At 73.4% G+C, this 23081-nt stretch carries 20 protein-coding genes and 1 pseudogene; 13 read left to right on the top strand and 8 right to left on the bottom strand.

Going from position 1 to position 23081, the window contains the following annotated elements:
- Positions 1–310 (bottom strand): annotated as a pseudogene (locus tag MNY62_RS10870) (biotin/lipoyl-binding protein); the annotation flags it as partial.
- Between the two features lie 296 nt (positions 311–606).
- On the opposite strand from MNY62_RS10870, the gene MNY62_RS10865 reads away from it, so the two are divergent.
- The 10 genes from MNY62_RS10865 to MNY62_RS10820 all read left to right on the top strand — a co-directional run bounded on the left by MNY62_RS10865 (position 607) and on the right by MNY62_RS10820 (position 15828).
- Positions 607–1389, top strand: a complete 783-nt coding sequence (locus tag MNY62_RS10865; protein ID WP_242344177.1) for an outer membrane lipoprotein-sorting protein — start codon at positions 607–609, stop codon at positions 1387–1389.
- A gap of 10 nt (positions 1390–1399) precedes the next feature.
- Positions 1400–2629 carry an ABC transporter permease gene (locus tag MNY62_RS10860; protein WP_242344176.1) on the top strand — a complete coding sequence of 410 codons (1230 nt, stop codon included), beginning with the start codon at positions 1400–1402 and terminating at the stop codon, positions 2627–2629.
- Positions 2626–3867 (top strand): ABC transporter permease, encoded by a 1242-nt coding sequence (locus tag MNY62_RS10855; protein ID WP_242344175.1) that lies wholly within the window; start codon positions 2626–2628, stop codon positions 3865–3867. Before MNY62_RS10860 ends, MNY62_RS10855 begins: the two co-directional genes overlap by 4 nt.
- Positions 3864–4619 carry an ABC transporter ATP-binding protein gene (locus MNY62_RS10850; protein ID WP_242344174.1) on the top strand — a complete coding sequence of 252 codons (756 nt, stop codon included), beginning with the start codon at positions 3864–3866 and terminating at the stop codon, positions 4617–4619. Before MNY62_RS10855 ends, MNY62_RS10850 begins: the two co-directional genes overlap by 4 nt.
- A complete protein-coding gene (locus MNY62_RS10845) occupies positions 4616–5917 on the top strand; it encodes a hypothetical protein (protein ID WP_242344173.1) in 1302 nt (433 codons plus the stop codon). The genes MNY62_RS10850 and MNY62_RS10845 overlap by 4 nt, the downstream gene beginning before the upstream one ends.
- Before the next feature lie 64 nt (positions 5918–5981).
- Positions 5982–6173, top strand: coding sequence for a TIGR04563 family protein (locus tag MNY62_RS10840; RefSeq protein WP_242344172.1), 192 nt, complete (start codon positions 5982–5984; stop codon positions 6171–6173).
- 81 nt (positions 6174–6254) lie between these two features.
- The gene (locus MNY62_RS10835) at positions 6255–6518 is read left to right on the top strand and encodes a hypothetical protein (protein WP_242344171.1); all 264 of its coding nucleotides are present in this window, start codon (positions 6255–6257) and stop codon (positions 6516–6518) included.
- Between the two features lie 114 nt (positions 6519–6632).
- Complete coding sequence (locus tag MNY62_RS10830) at positions 6633–7079, top strand: thioredoxin family protein (protein WP_242344170.1); 447 nt, start codon at positions 6633–6635, stop codon at positions 7077–7079.
- Positions 7080–7158: 79 nt separating this feature from the next.
- Positions 7159–7368: a hypothetical protein gene (locus tag MNY62_RS10825; protein ID WP_242344169.1), complete on the top strand. Its 210-nt coding sequence runs from the start codon at positions 7159–7161 to the stop codon at positions 7366–7368.
- Between the two features lie 171 nt (positions 7369–7539).
- Entirely contained in the window at positions 7540–15828 is an 8289-nt protein-coding gene (locus tag MNY62_RS10820) for a GH36-type glycosyl hydrolase domain-containing protein (RefSeq protein ID WP_242344168.1), read from the top strand.
- A gap of 14 nt (positions 15829–15842) precedes the next feature.
- Here MNY62_RS10820 and MNY62_RS10815 read toward each other — a convergent pair whose 3' ends face one another.
- The 3 genes from MNY62_RS10815 to MNY62_RS10805 form a co-directional block, all read right to left on the bottom strand.
- Complete coding sequence (locus MNY62_RS10815) at positions 15843–16046, bottom strand: cold-shock protein (protein ID WP_242344167.1); 204 nt, start codon at positions 16044–16046, stop codon at positions 15843–15845.
- Positions 16047–16372: 326 nt separating this feature from the next.
- Positions 16373–16684: a helix-turn-helix domain-containing protein gene (locus tag MNY62_RS10810; protein ID WP_242344166.1), complete on the bottom strand. Its 312-nt coding sequence runs from the start codon at positions 16682–16684 to the stop codon at positions 16373–16375.
- Positions 16685–16829: 145 nt separating this feature from the next.
- Positions 16830–17534, bottom strand: a complete 705-nt coding sequence (locus MNY62_RS10805) for a sigma-70 family RNA polymerase sigma factor (RefSeq protein WP_408629081.1) — start codon at positions 17532–17534, stop codon at positions 16830–16832.
- 290 nt (positions 17535–17824) lie between these two features.
- Between MNY62_RS10805 and MNY62_RS10800 the strand changes: the two genes are divergently transcribed.
- Positions 17825–18343 carry an NTPase gene (locus MNY62_RS10800; RefSeq protein ID WP_242344165.1) on the top strand — a complete coding sequence of 173 codons (519 nt, stop codon included), beginning with the start codon at positions 17825–17827 and terminating at the stop codon, positions 18341–18343.
- A 143-nt stretch (positions 18344–18486) separates the two neighbouring features.
- Here MNY62_RS10800 and MNY62_RS10795 read toward each other — a convergent pair whose 3' ends face one another.
- From MNY62_RS10795 to MNY62_RS10785, 3 genes are all read right to left on the bottom strand, one after another.
- Positions 18487–20049: a methyl-accepting chemotaxis protein gene (locus tag MNY62_RS10795; RefSeq protein WP_242344164.1), complete on the bottom strand. Its 1563-nt coding sequence runs from the start codon at positions 20047–20049 to the stop codon at positions 18487–18489.
- Positions 20050–20060: 11 nt separating this feature from the next.
- Positions 20061–20786 carry a rhodanese-like domain-containing protein gene (locus MNY62_RS10790; protein ID WP_242344163.1) on the bottom strand — a complete coding sequence of 242 codons (726 nt, stop codon included), beginning with the start codon at positions 20784–20786 and terminating at the stop codon, positions 20061–20063.
- A gap of 93 nt (positions 20787–20879) precedes the next feature.
- Positions 20880–21428: a rhodanese-like domain-containing protein gene (locus MNY62_RS10785; RefSeq protein WP_242344162.1), complete on the bottom strand. Its 549-nt coding sequence runs from the start codon at positions 21426–21428 to the stop codon at positions 20880–20882.
- Positions 21429–21714: 286 nt separating this feature from the next.
- Between MNY62_RS10785 and MNY62_RS10780 the strand changes: the two genes are divergently transcribed.
- Positions 21715–22116, top strand: a complete 402-nt coding sequence (locus tag MNY62_RS10780) for a NifB/NifX family molybdenum-iron cluster-binding protein (RefSeq protein WP_242344161.1) — start codon at positions 21715–21717, stop codon at positions 22114–22116.
- A 111-nt stretch (positions 22117–22227) separates the two neighbouring features.
- The gene (locus MNY62_RS10775) at positions 22228–22854 is read left to right on the top strand and encodes a class I SAM-dependent DNA methyltransferase (protein ID WP_242344160.1); all 627 of its coding nucleotides are present in this window, start codon (positions 22228–22230) and stop codon (positions 22852–22854) included.
- Positions 22855–22872: 18 nt separating this feature from the next.
- On the opposite strand, the gene MNY62_RS10770 is transcribed toward MNY62_RS10775, so the two are convergent.
- Complete coding sequence (locus tag MNY62_RS10770) at positions 22873–23073, bottom strand: hypothetical protein (protein ID WP_242344159.1); 201 nt, start codon at positions 23071–23073, stop codon at positions 22873–22875.
- Between the last annotated feature and the right edge of the window lie 8 nt (positions 23074–23081).

The following is a 23081-nucleotide window of genomic DNA, read 5'->3' as shown; positions in this document are numbered from 1 at the left end:
CGACGTCCTGCGGCTGCCCCGACAGCAGCGCGCGCTCCCGGGCCGCCGCGCCGCGGGCGGCGGCCTGCGCCTCCGCGCGCTGCGCCTCCAGCTCCGACAGGTCCAGCTCGACCAGCGGCGCGCCCGCCCGGACGTGGTCACCCTCGTCCACGAGGACGTTCGCCACCCTGCCACTCGCCCGCGAGGCGACCCGCACCTCGCGCGCCTCGACCGTCCCGTGGGCGCGGAGCGGCTCGGGAGCGCCCTTCGCGCAGGCGGCGAGCGCGAGCGCCGCGACGAGCAAGCGCCCGGTCTGGCCCGTGCCCTCCATGCCGCTCTCCTCCTCGGAGTAGAGACCCCGGCCGACAGGCGGTCAACGACCGTCAGCGGCCCGGCAGGACGGGCCGCTCCTTCCGGGGACGAGGGCCCTCTCGTCAGGCTCAGGGCGAGCGGTCTTCGATCCGCTCGTCCTGAGCTCGTCGAAGCACGAGCCGGGGAACCGCGCGCGGTGCGCGGTGCGCGGCGTGCGCGTGCTCCGCCCGCTCGAGGACTTCTCGCCACAACCACCATGGGCCGTTCTGCGCTCGCCCCTTCCAGCGGAAGTAGCATCCGCTCGAAGGGAGAGCCGTGGGACCGGTCTGGCGGGATCGCGCCGAGAAGCGGCTCCGGAGCCTGGCGCTCGCCGCGGGGGTGCTCCTCGCCGGGGCGGCCGCCGCCGCCACCCCACGCGCACCGGACGTCGATGCGCTCCTCGCGCGCATCGACGATCTGTACCGCTCGAAGGGCAGCGTCGCCCGGCTCGAGATCACGGTGGTGTCGCCGCGCACCACGCGGACGATGCGGCTCGCGGCGTGGACGCGCGGCGAGGAGCAGGTGCTCGTCGTGGTGGAGGCGCCACCCCGCGAGGCGGGGACGGCCACGCTGCGCGACGGCGACAACCTCTGGAACTGGCTGCCCCGCATCGCCCGCACCATCCGCGTGCCGCCCTCGATGATGCTCGGGTCCTGGATGGGCACCGACTTCACGAACGACGACCTCGTGAAGGAGTCGTCGCTCCGCAAGGACTTCCAGGCGAAGGTGGAGCGGCGGAGCGAGGCTCCGCCGGGCTGGTGGATCGGGCTCACGGCGAAGCCGGGCGTGGTCGGCCGGTGGGCGCGCATCGAGCTGCTCGTGGGCGACGACGACCTGCCCATCGAGGAGCGGCACTTCGACCGCAAGGGCCGCCTCGCCCGCACGATGCGCTTCGACGAGGTGCGCACGATGGGCGGGCGCCGCATCCCGAGCCACATGGCGCTCGTGCCCGAGGGGACGGAGGGAAAGCGCACCGAGATGCGCTACCTGGAGGTCCGCTTCGACGCCGAGGTGCCCGCGGACACCTTCAGCCTCGCGAACCTGGAGCGGAGCCGCTGAGGAGGCGATCGTGACCGGCAGCACGCTGCGCCTCGCCTGGAGGAACCTGTGGCGGAACCGCCGCCGGACCACGCTGGCCGTGACCGCCATCGGCCTGTCCGTGGTGCTCGTGCTCGCCTACGACAGCGTGCTGCGCGCCTACGGTGACTGGATGACGGAGACCGTCACCGGGCCCATGCTCGGCCACGTCCAGGTGCACGCGCCGGAGTGGCGCAAGGACCGGTCGATGGACCGCACGCTGCGCGACGTCACGGCGACGCTCTCCGCGCTGCGCCGCGATCCGGAGGTCACCGACGCGACCGCGCGCGTCTACGCCCCCGCGCTCGCGGCGGTCGGCGAGGAGGGGTTCGCGGTCGTCGTCGTGGGGGTGGACCCCGCCGCCGAGACCCACCCCATGGGGCTCCTCGCCGGCGCCCCCGCGCTGCCGGCAGGCCGCTCCGTGCTGGTGGGCCGGCTCCTCGCCGAGCAGATGGGCCTGCGCGTCGGCGACTCGCTCGCCGTGGTGGGCCAGGGCGCCGACGGGTCGCTCGCGAACGACCTCTACCGCGTCGCGGGTCTGGTGGACACCTCGGTGGACTTCGTGAACCGGCAGGGCGTTCTCATGGCGCTCGGCGAGGCGCAGACCCTCTTCGCCATGGGCGACGAGGCGCACGAGCTGGTCGTCCGCGGTCGCGACCCGGCCCGGGCCGGGGAGCTCGCCTCCCACCTCTCCGCGCTCCCCGCGCTCCGCGGCCTCGAGGTGCTCGACTGGCGCACCCTCTCGCCGGAGATGGTGGGCCTCATCGAGCTCGTCGGCGTGGCGTGGCTGTTCGTACTCGTGCTGGTCCTCGTGGCGGCCGCCGCCGGCGTGGCGAACACCATGCTCATGTCCACCCACGAGCGCACGCACGAGCTCGGGATGCTGCTCGCGCTCGGCGCGCGGCCTGGACGGATCGTGCGGATGGTGGTGGTCGAGGCGCTGATGCTCGGGCTCGTCGGGGCGCTCGCGGGCACGGGCGTGGGCGTCGCGCTCGTCGCGGCGACGCACCGGACCGGGGTGGACTACGCCGCGCTCACCGGCGGCGGTCCGCAGGAGCTCTCCTTCGGCGGGCTCCGCTGGTCGCTCCGGCTCTACCCGACGCTCGCGGTCGAGGACGTGCTGCGCGTGGTCGCCGCGGTCGGGCTCACCTCGCTCGTCGCCGCCGCCTGGCCCGCGGCGCGCGTCGCCCGGCTCCAGCCCTCGAAGGCCCTGAGGGGATGATGGCGCTCGTGGCGGGCAAGTACGCGCTGCGGAGCGTCGGGCGAAACGTCCGGCGGACGGCGCTCTCCGTGCTCGGCATCGCCATCGGCGTGGCGCTCGCGCTCTTCATGGAGAGCATGAACCGCGGGCGCGAGGGGCTGTTCGCGCGGGCGGCGGCCTACAGCGGCTCCGGTCACCTCCGCGTCGTCCCTCGCGGCTGGCGGCTGCGGCGCGATCCACGGTTGCGGCTCGCAGGGTTCGAGGCCGATCTCGCCGCCGCGCGGGACCTGCCCGGCGTGGCGGTGGTGGCGCCGCGGGCCCGCGCCCAGGTGCTGCTCGCCATGGGCACGCACGTCGTCCCCATCGAGGCGGTGGGCGTCGATCCAGAGGCCGAGCAACGGGCCTACCGCTTCGTGCGGAACGTCGTCGCCGGGCGCTGGCTGCGGCCCGACGACGAGCCCGGCGCGGCGGTGGTGGGCCAGGCCGTCGCCGACCGCCTGGAGGCCGAGCTCGGCGACGACCTGCTCGCGACCGTGGTCGGAGAGGGCGGACGGATCGAGAGCGGGATGCTGCGCATCGTCGGGATCGTGCGGACCGGCAGCGAGGAGATCGACGCGAGCATCTGCCAGGTGACGCTCGGGGAGCTGGAGCGCCTCACCGGGCTCCGCGGCGCGGGGGAGGTGACCGTGCTCCTCTCGGATCACCGGTCGGCGCCGGCAGCGCGGGCGGCGCTCGCCGCGCGGATCGCGCCCGGCGACGAGGTGCTGACGTTCGAGGACCTCGCGCCCGAGTTCAAGGGCCACCTCGAGCAGGACAAGGCCACGAACCGCTTCGTGAACGGGATCATCCTGCTCATCGTGGTCCTCGGGGTGGCGAGCGCGCAGCTCGCCGCGGTGCTGGAGCGCCGCCGCGAGTTCGCCGTGCTCTCCGCCCTCGGCATGCGCGCAAGGCGCATGGTCCGGCTCGTGCTCCTCGAGGCGCTCGCGCTCGGTCTCGCCGGAGGGGCACTCGGGCTCGCCCTCGGGCTGCCGGTGCTGTGGCTCTTCTCCACCCGCGGGCTCGATCTCTCCCGCCTCATGGGCGCCACCTGGTCGTTCCAGGGCATCCTCATCGAGCCCGTCATCTACGGGGATCTCGGCCCCTGGATCGTCCCCTACGTGCTGGCGGTCGCGCTCGGCGCCACGGCGCTCGCCTCGCTCTACCCGGCCTGGTTCGCGGCGCGCACCGATCCCGCCGTGGCCCTGAGGGTCGCACAATGAGCGACGTCATCCTGAGCGCGCGCGGCGTCACGAAGATCTTCCGCCAGGGTCGGATCGAGGTCCCGGCGCTGCGCGGCGTGGACCTCGAGGTGCGCACGGGCGAGTTCCTCGCCCTCGTCGGCCCGTCCGGCAGCGGCAAGACCACCTTCCTGAACCTGGCCGGCGCGCTCGACGTCCCCACCGGCGGCGAGCTCCTCGTGTTCGGCAAGCGCATCGCCGACCTCTCCCGCGCCGCGCGCGCCGAGCTGCGCCTGCGCGAGCTCGGCTTCGTGTTCCAGGCGTACAACCTCGTGCCGGTGCTCACCGCGCTCGAGAACGTGGAGTTCGTGCTCGAGCTGCAAGGGGTCGGCGGCGAGCGCCGCGAGCGCGCCCGCGCCGTGCTCGACGAGCTCGGGCTGGGCGAGCTCGCCGACCGCCGCCCCGCCGAGCTCTCCGGCGGCCAGCAGCAGCGGGTGGCGGTGGCGCGCGCCGTCGCCGCGCGTCCCCGCCTCGTGCTCGCCGACGAGCCCACCGCCAACCTCGACGGCGAGAACGCGGAGATCCTCATGCACCTGATGCGCGACCTGCGCGATCGGCACGGCATGACCTTCGTCTTCTCGACGCACGACCCGCGCGTCGTCGCGCACGCGGTCCGGGTGGTGACGCTGGTGGACGGCCGCGTGGCGCGCGACCAGGAGAAGCCCGGCGAGGCGCCCCACGAGATCCTCCCCGGCGTCGGCAAGGCCGAGGCGGCGGGGCACCTCGGGCCGTGAGCGCCGCCGCGCTGGTCGCCGCGCTCTGCGCGCTCGGGGCGACGTCCGCTCGCGCCGGGCCCGTCGAGCATCGAGCGGAGCTTCCCGGCGCCGCGCCGACCGCGCCCCAGCCCGAGGGCGCGGCGCGCGCCTACGATCTCCGCGTCTCGCTCAAGGCGAGCGGGCTCGTGGAGCGGAACCCGGACGACCCGCTCCTCTTCCCCGATCGGAACACCGGCTCGGGCTTCTGGCGGTTGCGCCTCGATGGGAGCGTGCGCCCGAGCGCGTGGGCCACGATCCTCGGCGCGTGGGAGCAGCGCCTCCGCGTGGACTCCGGCGGCACGGGAGCGGAGGCGGGCCTGGCGCTGTTGCCGCGCAACGTCGCGCCGTCCTGGCGGCTCCGCCCGCTCGACGCGTCCATCGCCCAGGGCGACGGGCTCTCCTGGCGACACGAGCTCGATCGGGCCGCCGTGCAGCTCCAGGATCCGCGCGGCACGCTGACGGTGGGACGGCAGGCGGTCGGCTGGGGCCGCGGCGTCGTGTTCGGCGCCGTGGACCTCTTCAACCCCTTCACGCCCCTGGAGGTGGACCGCGAGTGGCGGCGGGGGATCGACGCCGTGCGCGGCGAGGCCCGGCTCGGGGACACGAGCTCGTTCGAGGCGCTCTGGGTCGGCGCGGAGCGGGCGGGGGACATGGCGGCGGCGGGCCGGCTGCGGATGGGGCGCGGCGAGGTGGATGGCGAGCTCGTCGGCGGGTGGCGCGCGGGTGACGCCTTCGGCGGCGCGGTGCTGTCGGCGGCCGCCGGCGACGCCGAGCTCCACGCCGAGGCGGCCGCCTTCCGCGCGCGCGACCCGCTGCCGGCCGGGGGCGTCCTCGGCAGCGACCGGCTCGCCCTGAAGGGCGTGGCTGGCGCCTCGAACCACTTCACGGTCTGGAAGGGCATCACCGTCGTCGCCGAGTACCACTACGCGACCTTCGGCGCGCGCCGGGCGCGCGACCTCGGGCGGCTCGCCCTCGATCCGGCCTTCCGCGAGCGGCTCCTGCGCGGCGACACGCAGATCCCGGGGAGGCACGCGCTCGCGGTCGTGGCCACCTCGGAGCTGTCCGAGGTGGTCACCGGAACCCTCACCGCGCTCCTGGCGCCCGACGACGGCTCTGGCGTCGTGGCCCCGCAGCTCAAGCTCGATCTCGGCGACAAGGTCACGGTGCTCGCGAGCCTGTACCTGCCGTTCGGCGCGGCGCCCTCCGGGCTCGAGCTGCGGAGCTTCTACGGAACGTCGGCGCTCACCGGGTTCGTGCAGGTGGCGGTGTACGAGTGAAGCTCCTCGCGGTGCTTTTTCGGCACATCTTCCCATCGGCGCACGCTGGGGCGTACAAGTGCGCATGGCCCAGCCCTCGGAGAAGAGAAAGCAGTCGCTGTACTTCCCGGAGGAGATGCTCCGGGAGATCCAGGAGGAGGCGACGCGCCAGGACCGCTCGCTGTCCTGGATCATGCAGCAGGCCTGGAGGTCCGCTCGCGCACAGATCGCGAAGATGCCGGGCATGGACGATCTCGGGCCGTCCAGGAGCGCGTGACGTCCGCCTGTCCGGCACCCGTCCGGCGGCATCATGGGGCCGAGGGCGGCGCGGACAGGTGAATGGTGTTACGAGTGGTAGATGACCGCGACCGCGTTCATCTCAGCGCTGCTGACGAACGCGATCCCCGGGTGGCGCGAGCTGGCGCGCCGGGCGTGGTGCACGAAGCAGCGTAGCCGCCTGCGCGCGCTCGATCGAAAGATCGTGTGGGTGCACGACGGCGAGATGATGCCGTGGGTGCTCTGGGGCGCCAATCACGGCTTCTTCGAGCTGGAGTGGGCGGGGCGCTTGCCGTACCTGCGAGCCGTGGCGACCGTCGTGAGCGCGCCGCTCGCGACGGGCTGAGGCTCCCGGAGCTCCCGCCGCTCCTTCGCGGCTCACCGCAACACCGCAACACGCGCGACGAGCGTGGGCGCCTGCGCGCCCGGCCTGGACCCGTCTGCGCCGAAAGGACGTCGAATGGGAAACCGTTTCAGCAGCAGGACCGAGAACCGCTTCAACGTGAAGCTCCCCGTGACCGAGTATCCGAACGGAAAGGAGGCCGAGGCGCTGCACGTGAAGGAGATCGCCGAGAAGGACTACGAGACCGAGGTGGTCGGGACGGAGCTGCCGGTCGTGCTCGACTTCCACGGCGGCAAGGAGTCCAAGGCCTGCGAGGCGCTCGCCCCCAGGTTCGCGGCGGTGGCGGAGAAGTTCGCGGGGAAGGTGCGCTTCCTGAAGGTCCAGCGGCTGGCGAACGCAGAGCTCGCGGCGAAGCTCGGCGTGACCGCGAGCCCGACGCTCGTCTTCCTCCAGGGCGGCAAGGAGAAGGGGGAGCGGTTGAGCGGTGAGGAGATCCAGCGCTCGGCGCTGAAGGCGCGCGTGGAGGCGATGCTGGGCCCGGTCGCGGCGAAGGCGTCGCCGTGACGGGGCGATTCGGCTGCCCGCCGGCCCCTCACGCACTACACCCCATGTCCACACGAACCCGCGCAGGATCGAGGCGACCATGAGCTTCAAGGAGCTGTCGAAGAAGGGCGTCTCACCGCACGTGGACACGCCCGCCCAGGCCGAGGCGAGAGCCCAGGCCGCCGCCGACGTGAAGACCCGGGCCGACGCCAAGGCCGCGAAGAACGCGACGCAGCGCGAGGCCAAGGCGCAAGTCGCCGCGAAGCCCGGCGCCGCGAGCGAGACGAAGGGCGGGCCGACGCACACGTAGCGGGACGAGCCCCTCGCGGTCGCGACACGCCGCGTCTCACGCGCAGGCGGCTGCTCGCTCGCGCCCCCCGCGCATCGAGGGGAGCGCCGCGGCAGCCGCCGCGTTACATCCAAGGTAAGCCAGCCCCACGCATCGCCCCGATGACGCGCTGACTTCCGTCAGGGAGGCTGCGTGTTCGTTGGGTCGAAGCTCGAGGCGTCGTTCTTTGGCAGCGCGCGCGGCGCGCCGGCGGCTCCGGAGAAGCCATTCCGTGACGAGCTGCTCAGCGTCGAGCGCCTCGACGAGCGGGCCCGCTCGCTCGCGGCCAGGTTCACGCTGGACCCGTCGCGTCGCTCGGCGCGGAGCGTCTTCCCGCGGTTCGACGACAACGTCCGCGTGCTGCGCGAGGCGTACCGCACGCTCGCCGGCGACGTCCACCGCGGCGAGTTCGTGACGGCCGCGGCGGAGTGGCTCCTCGACAACTTCCACCTCGTCGCCTCCGAGATCCGGGACGTCCGCCAGAACCTCCCGCGCGGCTACTACCGCGAGCTGCCCAAGCTCGCCGCCCGCGAGCAGGCGGGGAACGCCCGCGTCTACGCGCTCGCCGTGGAGCTCATCCGCCACAGCGACAGCCGGCTCGACCGTACCCAGCTCGTGCGCTGGCTCGACGCCTTCCAGACGGTCACCCCCCTCACCATCGGAGAGCTCTGGGCCTGGCCGAGCATGCTGAAGCTCGCCCTCGTCGAGAACCTCCGGCGGCTCGCGGACGAGACCCTCGCGGCCCGCGCGGCGCGTCGGGCAGGCGACGCGTACGTGGCGCGGATCGACGCCGAGGGGAAGGGCCTCCCTCCGCCGCTGCCGCGCGCGCTCCACCCCGCGCTCGTCGTGCAGCTCCTGCAGCGCGTGCGCGAGTACGGGCCGCGCCTCTCGGCGGTCCGGAGCGGCCTCGACGCGCACCTCGCCATCGACCGGCAGACCGCGGAGGAGGCGATCCGCGGCGAGCACCAGCGCGAGGCCGCCGCCCAGGTGTCGGTCGCGAACGTCGTCACGAGCCTGCGGCTCTGCTCCACCCTCGACTGGCCCCGCTACGTCGAGGCCGTGAGCCTGGTCGAGCGGGTGCTGCAGCGAGATCCGGCCGGCGTGCACGGGCGGATGGAGTTCCTCTCCCGCGACCGGTACCGGCAGGCGATCGAGGAGCTCGCCGACCGCACCGGGGAGGCCCAGGTCCGCGTCGCCCTGCGCGCGGTGGAGAGCGCGCGCGAGGCCGCCGAGACCGAGGGACCGGCCGCACGCGCCGCGCACGTCGGGCACCACCTCATCGGCAAGGGGCGCCGCGAGCTCGAGGCCGACGTGGCCTGGCGCCCGGGGCTCGGGACGAACCTGCGGCGGCTCGTGTTCGCTCACGCCACGGCGGCCTACCTCGGGACGATCGCGCTCGCGACCGCGGCGCTCGTGGGGGCCGCGGCCGCGTACGCCCGCCACGAAGGCGGCTCGACATGGGCGCAGCTCGGCGTGGCGCTGCTCGTCCTCGTGCCCGCGAGCGAGGTGGCCATCGCGCTCGTCCAGCGCCTCGCGGCCCGCTTCGCTCCGCCGAGGCGGCTGCCGCGCCTCGACCTCTCCGCGGGGGTGCCCGAGGACGCGCGGACCCTGGTGGTCGTGCCCACCCTGCTCACCCACGTCCACGGGGTCGCGGCGCTGCTCGAGCACCTGGAGGTCCTCGCGCTCGGGAACCTCGATCCCCACGTCCACTTCGCGATCCTGGGCGACTTCGCGGACGCGGTGGCGCGCGACATGCCCGGCGACGTCGAGATCCTCGCCGCGGCCCGGAGCGGGATCGAGGCGCTGAACGTGCGCCTCGGCGACGGGCGGGCCGACCGGTTCTTCCTCTTCCACCGCGCGCGCCAGTGGAACCCCGCGGAGGGCGCGTGGATGGGCTGGGAGCGGAAGCGCGGCAAGCTCGAGGAGCTGAACCGGCTCCTGCGCGGCGCGACCGACACGAGCTACGACGTGCAGGTCGGCGACCTGAGCGTCCTCCCGCGCGTGCGCTACTGCATCACGCTCGACTCCGACACGCGCCTCCCGCGCGACGGCGCCAAGAAGCTCGTCGGCATCATCGCCCACCCCCTCAACCGGCCGGTGTTCGACGCGAGCTGCGGCCGCGTCACCGAGGGCTACGGGATCCTGCAGCCGCGCGTCAGCGTCACCACCGCGAGCGCCGCCGGCTCGCGCTTCGCGCGGATCTTCGCCGGGCACACCGGCGTGGACCCGTACACCACCGCCGTCTCGGACACCTACCAGGACCTCTTCGGCGAGGGCAGCTTCACGGGCAAGGGGCTGTACGACGTCGACGCCTTCACGGCGGCGATGGACGGGCGCGTCCCGGACAACACGCTCCTCTCGCACGACCTCTTCGAGGGGATCCACGCGCGCACCGGCCTCGTGACCGACGTGGAGGTCGTCGACGACTACCCCTCGAGCGTCCTCGCCCACGCGCGCCGCCAGCACCGCTGGACGCGCGGCGACTTCCAGATCCTCGGCTGGCTCCTGCCGCTCGTCCCGACGCGCGCGGGGCTCGCTCGGAACCGCCTGCCCCTCATCTCGCGCTGGAAGATCTTCGACAACCTGCGGCGCGCGCAGCTCGCGCCCGCGACGGTCGTCCTGCTCCTCCTCGCCTGGACGGTGCTGCCGGGGAGCCCGGCCCTCTGGACCGCCGCCGTCGTGGCGTCCCTCGCGTTCCCGCTCTACCCGCTCGTGCTCGAGGCCCTCGCCGGCCCGAGGCGGCACCAGCCGCTGGGGGCCTTCCTGCGAGGGCTCGCGGAGGACGCGCAGGGCGGCGCCGCGCGCGTGGTGCTGCAGCTCGCCTTCCTCGCGAACCAGGCCTACGCCATGGTGCACGCGATCCTCGTCACGCTCGTCCGCCTCGCCATCACGCGGCGTCGCCTGCTCGAGTGGGAGACCGCCGCCGCGAGCGCCGCGCGCGGCGCGGGGCTCGAGCGCGGGAAGGGCGCGCGGTCGTTCCTCGTCGCGATGGCGGCGAGCCCCGCGATCGCGCTCGCCGGCGCGGTCCTCGTCTCCGCTTGGCGCCCGGGCGCGCTCGCCGCGGCGGCGCCGCTCCTCGTGCTGTGGGCGATCGCCCCGCTCGTCGCGTACCGGCTCTCCCAGCCGATCGGGGGCAGGGACGCCGAGCTCGGCGCGGAGGATCGGCAGTTCCTCCTCGGCGTCGCGCGCACGACGTGGAAGTACTTCGAGGCGTTCATGGGGCCGGACGATCACTTCCTGCCCGCGGACAACTTCCAGGAGGCGCCCGCGCGGACCGCGCATCGGACCTCGCCCACCAACATCGGCATGGGGCTCCTCGCCACGCTCTCGGCCCACGATCTCGGCATCATCCCGACCGGCGAGCTCATCGAGCGGATCGACTCCACCCTCACCACCATGGAGGGGCTGGAGCGGCTCGAGGGGCACCTGTTCAACTGGTACGACACGGAGAGCCTCGCGCCCCTGCCGCCTCGGTACGTCTCGAGCGTCGACAGCGGCAACCTGGCCGGCGCGCTCATCGCGGTGTCCGAGGGGCTCCGCCGGCTCGGGCGCGAGCCGCCTCCGCGGGAGGCGGGGCCGAGCGATCCGTCCGAGCGGCTCGGGAGCCTGGCGCGGCGCGCCGCCGCGTTCGCCGACGGGATGAGCTTCGGGTTCCTCTACGACCCGCAGCGGAGCCTGCTCGCGATCGGCTACCGCGCGGCGGACGCGGAGGGGCCAGGCCGGCTCGATCCCTCCCACTACGACCTCCTCGCCTCGGAGGCGCGCCTCGCGAGCTTCGTCGCGATCGCGAAGGGCGACCTGCCCGAGAAGCACTGGTTCCACCTGGGCCGGGCCGTCACGGGCGTGCGGGGGAGCCCCGCGCTCCTGTCGTGGAGCGCGACGCTGTTCGAGTACCTCATGCCGCTGCTCGTGATGCGCAGCTACCCCGACACGCTGCTCGACGAGGCCTGCCGGCTGGCGGTGCGGCGGCAGCGGGACTACGCGGCCGAGCGCGGGGTGCCGTGGGGGATCTCCGAGTCGGCCTACGACCTCGTCGATCACCACGGCAACTACCAGTACAAGGCGTTCGGCGTCCCGGGGCTCGGCATGAAGCGGGGACTCGCCGACGAGCTGGTGGTCGCGCCCTACGCGACCGCGCTCGCCGCGCTCGTCCACCCCACCGCGGCCGCGGCGAACCTCCGCCGCCTCGGGCGCGACGGCCTCCTCGGCGCGTATGGCTACTTCGACGCCATCGATTACACGCCGCGGCACCCGGAGGAGCCCGGCGCGGACGCGCCGCGACCCGCCCGCACGCGCGGCACGATCGTGCGGACGTACCTCGCCCACCACCAGGGGATGACGCTCGCGGCCATCGCGGGCGCCCTCGCCGGCAACCGGATGGTGGAGCGCTTCCACGCGGACCCCCGCGTGCAGGCGACGGAGCTGCTCCTCCAGGAGCGCGTGCCGCGCCACGCGGCGCTCATCCGGCCGCGCCCGGACGAGGAGGCGCGCGTCGCGGCCCCGGTGCCGCCGGCGGCGGCTCGCCGCTTCCGCTCGCCGCACACGCTGTTCCCGCACGCTCAGTTCCTGTCGAACGGCAACTACACCACCGTCGTGACGAACGCGGGCGGCGGCACGAGCTTCTGCCGCGGCCGCGCCGTCACGCGCTGGCGCCAGGACGCGACCCGCGACCCCGGCGGCCAGTACCTGTACCTCCGCGACGTCCGGAGCGGGCGGGTGTGGTCCGCGACGCATCATCCGATCGCGAGGGACGCGAAGGACGACGTGGCCGTGTTCACGATCGAGAAGGCGACGTTCCAGCGGAGGGACGACGACATCGAGACGCGGCTCGACGTGGCGGTCTCGCCCGAGGACGACGTCGAGGTGCGCCGGCTCGAGGTGACGAACCACGGGGATCGCGCCCGCGAGCTCGAGGTCACGAGCTACGCCGAGATCGTCCTCGCGCCGAACGCCGACGACCTCGCCCACCCCGCCTTCGGCAAGCTCTTCGTCGAGTCCGAGTACGTCGCGGAGAGCAACGCGCTGCTCTGCCGGCGCCGGCCGCGCGCCCCTGACGACGCCGAGGTCTTCGCCGTGCACGTCATCGGGCAGGAGGGCCGGACGCAGGGGCCGGTGGAGTGGGAGACCGATCGCGGGCGCTTCCTCGGCCGCGGTCGCGGCCCGGAGGATCCGCAGGCGCTCGACGGCCGCCCGCTCTCCGGCACGACCGGCGTCCTGCTCGATCCGATCGTGAGCCTGCGGCAGCGCGTGCGCCTCGCTCCGGGCGGCGTCGTGAGGCTCGCGTTCGTCACCGGGATGGCGTCGAGCCGGGAGACCGCCCTCGCGCTCGCGCAGCGCTACCACGACCCGGCCGCCACCGCGCGGACGTTCGCGCTCGCGTTCGCCCACGCGCGGAGCAGGCTGCACCACCTCGGCATCTCGAGCGAGGAGGCCCTCCTGTTCGAGCGCCTCGCCTCGCGCGTGCTGTACGCCGACGCCTCCCTGCGCCCGGGGCCGGAGATCCTCGCCCGCAACACGCTCGGCCAGGAGGGGCTCTGGGGCCACGGGCTCTCCGGCGATCTCCCGGTCCTGCTCGTGCGCGTCGTGTCGGACGTGGATCTCGCGCTCGTCCGGCAGATCCTCCAGGCGCAGGAGTACTGGCGGCTGAAGGGGCTCCGCGCGGACGTGGTGATCCTGAACGAGCACCCGGTCAGCTACCTCGACGAGGTGAACGCCCAGCTCGCGGCCCTGCTCGACGACGGGCCCTGGCGAACCTGGAAGCACCGGCCGGGCGGCGCGTACCTCCTGCGCGGCGACCGCATGACCGAGGCCGAGCGCCTCCTCCTCGCCGGCGTGGCCCGCGCCGTCCTGAGCGCCGGTGGGGGTTCCCTCGCGCACCAGCTCGAGCGCACCGCGCCCGCCTCGCCCGAGCCGGCGACCCTCGCGTTCGCGCCGCCCGCGGAGCTCGCGAGGGCGGGCCCGCTCGCGCCGACCGTGGAGCCCGAGGTGCCGCCGCTCGCACTCTGGAACGGGATCGGCGGCTTCGCCGACGGCGGGCGCGAGTACGTGATCGTCCTCGAGGGAGCCGAGGAGACGCCGCTGCCCTGGGCGAACGTCATCGCCAGCCCGGCCTTCGGCACGGTCGTCACGGCCTCGGGAGCGTCCTTCACCTGGTCCGAGAACAGCCGCGAGAACCGCCTCACGCCGTTCGCGAACGATCCGGTCAGCGATCCGACCTCCGAGGCCGTCCTCGTCCGCGACGACGACAGCGGCGAGGCGTGGTCGCCCACCCCCGGGCCGCTGCCGCGCGACAGCGCGTCCGGCCGGTTCGTCATCCGCCACGGGGCGGGGGTCACGAGCTTCGCGCGCGCGGCGAGCGGCATCCGCCACGCGCTCGACGTCTTCGTGGACCCGGCGGACCCCGTGAAGCTCTCGCTCCTGACGCTCTCGAACGAGAGCGGCGTCGCGCGGCGCCTCTCCGTCTTCGCCTACAGCGAGTGGGTCCTGGGGCCGCCCCAGGCCGGCCAGAACCAGCACGTCGTGACGGAGCAGGACGCGGCGACCGGGGCGGTCCTCGCCCGGAACGCCTGGAACCACGAGTTCGCGGGGCGGGTGGCCTTCGCCCACGCGAGCGAGGGGCTCCGCTCGGCGACCGGCGACCGCACCGCGTTCCTCGGCCGGAACGGCTCGCTCGCGCGCCCGGCGGCGCTCGGGCTGGATTCGCTCCCCGCTCGCTTCGGGGCGGGGCTCGATCCCTGCGCGGGGCTTCAAGTGACCGTCGCCCTCGAGCCGGGCGAGACCCGGCGCATCGTGTTCCTCGTCGGCGAGGGCAGGGACGTGGCGCACGTCCGGGAGCTCGTCGCGCGGCACGGCCGAGCCGAGGCCGCGGACGCCGCGCTCGAGGCCGTGCGGCGCGGCTGGGACGACACGCTCGGCGCGGTGCAGGTCCGGACGCCCGACGACTCCTTCGACGTCCTCATGAACCGCTGGCTCCTCCAGCAGGACCTCTCCTGCCGGATGTGGGCCCGCACCGGCTATCACCAGCCCGGCGGCGCGTTCGGCTTCCGCGACCAGCTCCAGGACGCGATGGCGCTCGCGATGGCGCGGCCGGCGCTCGTGCGCGAGCACCTCCTGCGAGCCGCGGCGCGGCAGTTCCGCGAGGGGGACGTCCAGCACTGGTGGCACCCGCCGAGCGGACGAGGGACGCGCACCCGCTGCTCGGACGATCTCGTCTGGCTGCCCTACGCGGTGGCGCACTACGTCCGGACCACCGGGGACGCCGCCGTGCTCGACGAGCGCGTCCCGTTCCTCGAGGGGCCGGCGCTCGCGCCGGAGGCGCACGACGCCTACGCCCAGCCCGGCGTCTCCGCGGAGGAGGGCTCGCTCTTCGAGCACTGCGTGCGCGCCCTCGACCGCGGGCTCACCTCGGGCGCCCACGGCCTGCCGCTCATGGGGAGCGGGGACTGGAACGACGGGATGAACCGCGTGGGGAGGGAAGGGCGCGGCGAGAGCGTCTGGCTCGGCTTCTTCCTCCACGCCGTCCTCTCCGACTTCGCGCCGCTGTGCGTGGCGCGCGGGGAGACCGAGCGGGCCGGGCACTACCGCGCCGAGGCGGCCCGCCTCGCGTCCGCGCTGGAGCGGACCTGGGACGGGGAGTGGTACCGGCGCGGCTACTACGACGACGGCGCGCCGCTCGGCTCGGCGCAGAACGACGAGTGCGCGATCGACTCGATCGCCCAGTCGTGGGCGGTGCTCTCCGGGGCGGCCCCGGCGCGCCTCGCGGACCGCGCGATGGACTCGGTCCGCACGCACCTCGTGCGGCGCGGGGCCCAGGTCGTGCTGCTGCTCGCGCCGCCGTTCGATCGCTCCGCGCAGGAGCCGGGGTACATCAAGGGCTATCCGCCCGGCGTGCGGGAGAACGGCGGCCAGTACACGCACGCCGCCGCGTGGATCGTGATGGCGCTCGCGAGGCTCGGGAGCGGCGACGAGGCGGCCGAGCTGTTCCACATGCTGAACCCCGTGAACCACACGCGCACGGGCCCGGACGTCGCGCGCTACCGGGGCGAGCCGTACGTCGTCGCGGGCGACGTCTGCGCGCACCCCGAGCACGCGGGGCAGGCGGGGTGGACCTGGTACACGGGCTCCGCCGGCTGGATGTACCGCGCCGGGCTCGAGAGCGTCCTCGGGCTCCGCCGCCACGGCGAGACGTTCGAGCTCGACCCGTGCATCCCCACCTCCTGGCCCGAGTACGCCATCACCTGGCGCTTCGGCCGGACGCGCTACGAGCTCACCGTCACGAACCCCGAGCGCCGCTGCCGCGGGATCCGCTCGGCATGGCTCGACGGCGTGGAGGTCGATCCGCGAGCGATCGCGCTCGTGGACGACGGCGCGGAGCACGACGTGCGCGTGGTGCTGGGCGGCGCCGGTCAGAAGCTGGCCGGACCGGCGGCCGCTGGCGGCTGACGAGCCGGCGCGGCCTACGCCGGGCGCACGTTCGCAGCCTGCAAGCCCTTCGGCCCCTTGACGGTGTCGAACGACACCTTCTGCCCCTCGGCGAGCGTCCGGAACCCCTCTGCAACGATCGCCGTGTGATGGACGAAGACGTCTTCGCCGCCTCCGTCCGGCGTGATGAAGCCGAATCCCTTTGCGTCGTTGAACCACTTCACGGTGCCGGTGGCCATGTGGATCGCTCTCCCTTCACGTGCGAGATGCACGGGCTCTTGGCCCCAATGACCAGCACCCGGCACGGGGACGCGTCCATCGGACTTTCCGAGAACCACCGAGTGTCGCGCGACCCGTATTCGATTGCGCGAACCCGATCACGGGGACGCAGTCGCGATCATCGCGGGCTCACTGATACGCGATCCCGCGAGAAGCGAGCCCGGCCAGGAGGGCTCGCTCCTGCGCTCCAACCTCCACGGACCCTGCTCGGGCCAGAGCCACCATGGAGCCGATCCCTCGGACAACCGGTCGGGCAACACCTGGCGGATACGGCGTCCGTCCCCTGCTATCCGAGCTTGACGGAAAGCGCCCGCGGATACGCGCGCCCGCCCGAGAGCACGGCGAGCCTGTCTCGCGTCGTGGTCCTACCGTCGAACGCGTCCTGGATGAGCGCGCCGAGCGTCACGAACGCCGCACGATTCGGGCGAGCCTTGCCCGTTTCCCAGTGAGAGATCGTCTCGGGCGTGAGGTCGAGGAGTCGCGCCAGATCCATGGCGCGCAGGCTGAGGGCCTCGCGCATGAGGCGAATGGCCTCGCCGGTGTGCACCCCGGCGTTGGCCAGCTCGCAGCAGATGCCCAATCGCAATCGGTCCCTCACCGCCCCATCGACGTGTGCGCCGTTGCAGCTGCCGCAGCGCCGGGCGGGCACTCGAGCCGAGGCGGTGACACCGGAACGCGGTAGCACGACCGACAGTGTCTCCGTGCATTCGCGGAGATCACTGCTGCCACATCGATCACAACAGCTATGCGGCCATCGCGGCAGACTCTACCTCGTTCCTCGCCTGCTCGAGATAACCGAGAAGGAACCGCTTGGTGGTGCGTTCTACCTGCCGCACCCATTCCCGCGATACCTGCCAGCGCTTCCCGATCTGCTCGAGGGTGTCCGGCGGATCCTGCTGCAGCCGGGTGCGGATGATGTCCCAGCCGAGCTCGCCGATTCGCCCACGCACCTTCTCCAGCGAGGCGCGGAGGCGGCCGTCGGTCTCGGAAGTAGCAACCGCCTCGTCCGGCGTCGGGGCCTCGTCCTCGACTCGATCGAGGCGGGTGACGTCGCTCTCCTCGTCGATCGCGGCATCGAGCGACACGTCTTCACGCGCGACGGTTCCGGTTTGCGGCCTCACCGCCGATCGAGCTTGCTTGAGGTACTTCCACACGTAGGCGCGGATCCACCACGTGGCGTACGAGGCGAAGCGAGTTCCAGCATCTGGATTGAACTTCTCGGCGGCACGCATCAGCCCGAGGTTTCCCTCCTGGACGAGATCGTCGAGCCGCACCGCGCCGCGCGATTGCTTCAGCGCGAACGCGACCACGAGCCCGAGGTGCCGACGAACGAGCTCTTCCCTCGCCGCTGCGTCGCCGTTGCGGGCGCGGATCGCCAGCTCACGCTCCGTCTTCGGCGTGAGCGGCTGCTGTCCGCGAACCGCCTTCATGTACGGGGCGAGGGACACCAGCTCATTCCTGTTTTGCCTATGCATCATCGTTGCTACATATGTAACGGCACTTGAAGAAAATTCAAGTGGCCGGCTACCGCTCGGCCGATTGGCCGGCGGTGATAGGGCGGCCGATCGGGCGTCTCCGGACGAGGTGCTCGCCGCCCGGCCGCCGAGGGGGATCTGGGCGCGTCGCGGTCACGATGCGGATCTCTGGTGTCTGATGAGGCGCCGGCCCAGCTCGTGCGAAAAGGAGTGACCATCGGAGGGACGATCAGGCGCATCGGCCGCCACGCTAGGAGCTCGCCGTGTCGCCGCCTCGCATCCTCGTCACCGGCCCGCCCGGCGTGGGAAAGACCACGCTGGTACGTAGCGTGCTCAGCCTCCTTCGCGGCGCGCGCGCGACGGGCTTCTACACGGAGGAGATCCGCGGCCGCGCCGGGCGCACCGGCTTCCGCATCGTGACGCTCGACGGCCGCGCCACGCCGCTGGCGACCGCGGGTGGGGGCGGCGGTCCCCACGTCGGCCGGTACACCGTCCACCTTGCGCCGCTCGAGGCGGTCGTCGAGGAGGTGCTCGAGCACGCGCCTCCCGGCGACGTCGTCGTGATCGACGAGATCGGCAAGATGGAATGTCTGTCTCCGGCCTTCGTGCGGGCGGCGCGGCGTGCGCTCTCCGGAGAGGTGGCCGTGCTCGGCTCGGTGGCGCGGTCGGGCGGCGGCTTCATCGCCGAGGCGAAGCAGCTGCCCGGCGTGGAGGTGATCCCAATCTCACGGGAGAACCGCGATCGTCTGCCCGCCGAGATCGCTGCGCGGCTGCGGGTGTGAGGCGCCTGCTGCGGCTCGAGACAGGAGGTTCGCTCTCGCGCGGTAGCCCCACCGTGCGCACCCACGGCGAGCCTTGGCTTAACGTGAAGACGGCGCGATCGTCCAGCTTCTCGGATCGGAAACGAGAAACCCCAGGTCCTGCGTCATCCCGGGGCGATCCGCGCGGCTCCCGGCGACTCCAACGCCCGCGGCGCGAGCTCGAGACGGGTGTTCGCCTGCTGGCCGCCGCTCCCCGTCTGGAAGAACCCGACGAGCCGCCTGAGCGCCTCGGCCTGCGCGGCCATCTGCTCGGCGGTCGTCGCGAGCTCCTCCGCCGCCGACGCGTTGCGCTGCGTCACCTGATCCACCGCCGCCATCGCGCGGTTGATCTGGGTGACGGCAGAGGTCTGCTGGCCGGATGCAGCCGCCACGTCCTGCACCAGCGCGGCGGTCCTCTGGATCGCGGGCACCAGGCGAGCGAGCCGCTCGCCCGAGCGCTCCGCCACCTCCATGCTGGACGCGGCGACCCCGCCGATCTCCTTCGCGGCCTTCTGGGCGCGCTCCGCGAGCTTCCGCACCTCGCTCGCGACCACGCTGAACCCCCTGCCGTGATCGCCGGCGCGGGCGGCCTCGATCGCGGCGTTCAGCGCGAGCAGGTTCGTCTGATAGGCGATCTCCTCGACGACGCCGATCCGCTCCGCGATGGAGCGCATCGCCGCGACGCTGTCGCGAACCGCGTCGCCGCTCTCGCCGGCGTCGCGCGCTGCGTCGAGCGCCACCCGCTCCGTCTCGCGGCTCCCGTCGGCGTTCTGCGCGATGGACGCGCTCATCTCCTCGAGGCTCGCGGTCGTCTCCTCGACGGACGCGGCCTGCTCCCCCGTCCCGTGCGAGAGCGCCTGCGAGGTCGCGGCGACCTGACCGGACGCCGCGAGCAGTCCGTCGGCGCCGGTCCGGAGCTGTCCGAGGACGCGCGCCAGGTTCCCCGTCATCCCCTGCATCGCGCGCTGGAGGTCCGCGATCTCGTCGTCGGCCCGCAGCTCGAGCTCGGCCGCGACGTCGCTCGCCAGGTCACCGTCCGCGATGCGCCGCGCGAGCTTCGAGAGCTCGACGACCGGCGTCGCCACGCGGCGGTGCAGCAGGAACGCGAGCAGCGCCCCGACGGCGAGCGCCGCCGCGAGCGCGACCGCGAACAGCGCGCCGCGCTGGCGCGCGGTGTCGTGCGTCGCGGCGAGCGTCTCCTGGACCTCCGTCGCCTCGTCGATCCGCACCCGCTCGAGGCCAGCGACGACCGCCGCGGACGCCGCCTTGAACGCCTTGGCGCGCGTCCCCGCCTCGAGCCAATCCTGCTCGGCGGTGGCGCGCACCATGCGCTGGCCCTCGTCGAGGACTGCAGCGAACAGCCGCTTCGAATCGGCCGACGCCGACGGTGCGCCGCCGGCCGACTCGAACCGGGCCAGCGCCTTCTCGAACCCGTCGCGCGCGGAGCCGAGGCCGGCGAGGTCCGAGGTGCCTGCCGCAGCCTGACCGGCGAGGAGCTGGAGCGCGGTCCGCGCGAACAGCTCCATCTCGCTCGCCGCGACGGCGCGCTCCACGGCCGCGGGGACGGCCGCACCGAGCTGCGCCGAAATGGCCTGGTTCGAGGCGAACCCGAACGCCCCGAGCCCGGCCACGACGAGCAGGAGCGCGGCGAAGGTGACCGCGACGCGTTTGCCGAGGGTGAATCGCACGGGATCCTCCGTCAGCGCGCGAGCGGCAGGCCATCCGCCTGCCAGCGCAGCATCCCGCCGTCGAGGCGCTTCACGTCGGAGCGCCCGAGCTGCCGGAGCAGGCGGGCTGCGATCGGCGCCTGGTGCCCGGCATGATCGACGATGACGATGGCACGCCCGGGCTCGACCTGCTTCAGGCGCGCCTCGATGTCGTCGAGCGGAATGCTCACGGCCCCGTCGAGGTGGAACGCGCCGAACTCCTGCGCGTCGCGGATGTCCATAGCGAAAGGCGGACGGCTCGACGCGAGCGCCTGCTGGAGCGCGGCCGGCGCGATCGTGGGGGCGTCGAACGACGGCATGCGCTTCCCCGCCGTCGGCCGCCCGGACTTCCCCCAGCCCGGCAGCCCCTCCTTGTACTCGAGGACGTTGGAGTATCCCGCCGCGGTCGCCGCCTTCGCCGCCACGACGGTCTTCGTGCAGTTCGGGCCGTTGCAGTAGAAGACCACGAGCCGCGCGCGGTCCTTCACGAGCCGCGGCAGCTCGGTCGCGACCGAGCGCGCGGGCACGAGCACCGCGCCGGGGATGTGCGACTCCGAGAACTCGACGCGGGTCCGCGCGTCGATGAGCGTGAAGTCCCAGCCCGCGGGATCTCCCTTCATCCTCGTGGCGAGCGTCTCGGTGCCGATGACGCGATGGTCCTCTGCCCGTGCGCCTGGGGCGAATGCGGCGAGGACGGCGGCGAGGAGTGCGATGCGCATCGTGCTTCTCCGTGCGTAGGGGATCCGGGACGAGGCGCCGCGGCCGTCCGGGAGGGGCGGCCGCGGCGAGGGTGCGGAAGGCGTCGACGCGCTCTACCGGACGAGCGGGCCGGCGAGCCCGAAGATCGTCTGGACCTGGGTCGGCGAATAGATCTTCTGGTTGGAGCTCGCGTTCCAGCCCATCATCGAGAAGCGCAGCACGTACGCGTTGTAGCCGAGTGACACGAGGCCGCCGAGCGCCATCGAGGCGGTGTGGCCCGTGTGGCAGACGAGGATGAGCGGCGTGCCGTCGGTGGGCAGCTGCGCCAGGTTCTCCGAGCGGAACAGCACCGCGAGCGGCATGCTGATCGCGCCGGAGATGTGACCGGCGGCGTAGTCCGCGGCAGGCCGGACGTCGATGATGAGCTGATTCGTGCCGGCGTCGATCCGGGCCTTGAGGTCGGTGGCGAAGACGGTGCGCGCGCCGTTCGTGGCCGCGAAGAACTCGGCCAGGCGCGCGGCGGTGTTGGCGTAGATGCCGGGCGGGACGTCGAGCGGACGGCCCGCCGAGACGGAGGACGCGTACTCACCCGCGCCCTCCTCCTGGGCGAGCACGGGGCCGGCGAAGGCGAAGACGGCGAGGACGGCGAGGAGCTTTCTCATGGGTTGGCCTCCCTGGGAGCGCGGCTCGCCACGGCGGCGGGCGCGAGCTTCGGTTTGGTGCGCAGTAATGCACGCCGATTGTGTGCGTTGGAATGCGCATCGATGCGGGAGGTTATCCGAGGGTGAAGCACGCGACGTTTGCGCGATCGTTAAGGGGGTTAACAGTACGTTAACGGCAACATGGGGGCGCCCCGCGTCGTTGCACCGCTGCTCGGGCAGGGCACGCACGATCCCTCGCGCTCCGCAGCCCGCGAACCGGTCTCTCGAGCCGCGGCTCGAACCCGGCATGAAGATCGGAATGACGCTGTCGCGCGCCGATCTCGACGCGCCGCTCGCGGAGCACTTCGGCAAGGCGCAGTGGCTGCTGGTGGTGGACCAGCCCGGCCAATGCCAGCTCGTCCGCAACGAGGGCCTCGACGGTCGATCCGTCGCGGAGGCCTTCGCGTCCCGCGGCTGTACCGACGTGATCGCGCTGCATCTCGGCCCGGGGGCGCATGCCCGCGCGAACGCGGCCGGGATGCGCGTCTGGCGGGGCCACGCGGGCGTGAGCGCTCGCGCCCTCGCCCGCGCGCTCGAGCAGGGTGCGCTGCGGTCGTTCCTGCGGGCCGACCTCGAGCCCGGGCACGCCCACCACCGGCACCCGGATCACGGGCACGCAGGTCATACCCCGCGCCGTACGGTCCACTGATCGTCGGCGGAGTGGCGCCGAGCTCTCCTCGTTCCGATACCGGGCGCGGGCCGCGCCACCGGCGGCGCAGGCTGGGTCGGCGCGTTACTTCACCACCCACCAGGAGAGCACATGACCCATTCTCCGAGCGACTTCGATTCCCGGGCGAGGACGTGGGACGAGGACACCTCGAAATGGGAGCGGGCGCGCAGGGTGGCGCAGTCGATCGCCGGCCGCGTTCCCTCGCTGTCCGGGAGAAGGGTCCTCGAGTACGGCGCGGGGACAGGGCTCCTGGGGCTCGCCCTCCAGCCGCTCGTGGCGGAGGTCACGCTGGCCGACAGCTCGCGCGAGATGCTGGCGGTTGCCCAGGAGAAGATCGCGGCGCGCGGCATCCGCAATGCGAGGACGCTGCGCCTCGACCTCGCCGAGGGGTCCGCACCTGAGCTCCGGTTCGACGTGATCTGCACGCTGATGACCCTCCACCACATCCCGGACACGGACGGGATCCTCGGCGCGTTCCACCGGTTGCTGTCGAAGGCAGGAATCGTGTGCATCGCCGACCTCGATCGGGAGGACGGCTCGTTCCACGGCCCGGGGTTCTCTGGCCACAACGGGTTCGACCGCGCGGACCTTCGAGCGCGGCTCGAGCGCAGCGGCTTCCGCAACGTGAACATCGACATCGTGCACGAGGTGAAGAAGGAGACTGCCGCCGGGCCGCGGGTCTACCCGGTGTTCCTCGCCATCGCCGAGAAATCCTGAGGCGCGCCGCTCGTGATCTCAGCCCTCGTCGGGGAGGGCTCCCTTCTGCGCGGAGGACTCGGGCTGGCTCCAGCCCTCCTCCTCGCGACGATCGATGTCCTCCCACCCTTCGGCGCGTCCGCTCGCGCCGCGCTCGCTCGCCTCGCGGCGCTGCTCCCGCGCTTGCTCCGGCTCCTGGCGCTTCGGCTCGGCCCTGTCCTTCTTCGGCGCTTCAGCCATCGCTCACC

Source organism: Anaeromyxobacter terrae (genome assembly GCF_022690685.1).
Taxonomy (GTDB): domain Bacteria; phylum Myxococcota; class Myxococcia; order Myxococcales; family Anaeromyxobacteraceae; genus Anaeromyxobacter; species Anaeromyxobacter terrae.
This window is presented reverse-complemented; position numbering and strand designations above follow the sequence as displayed.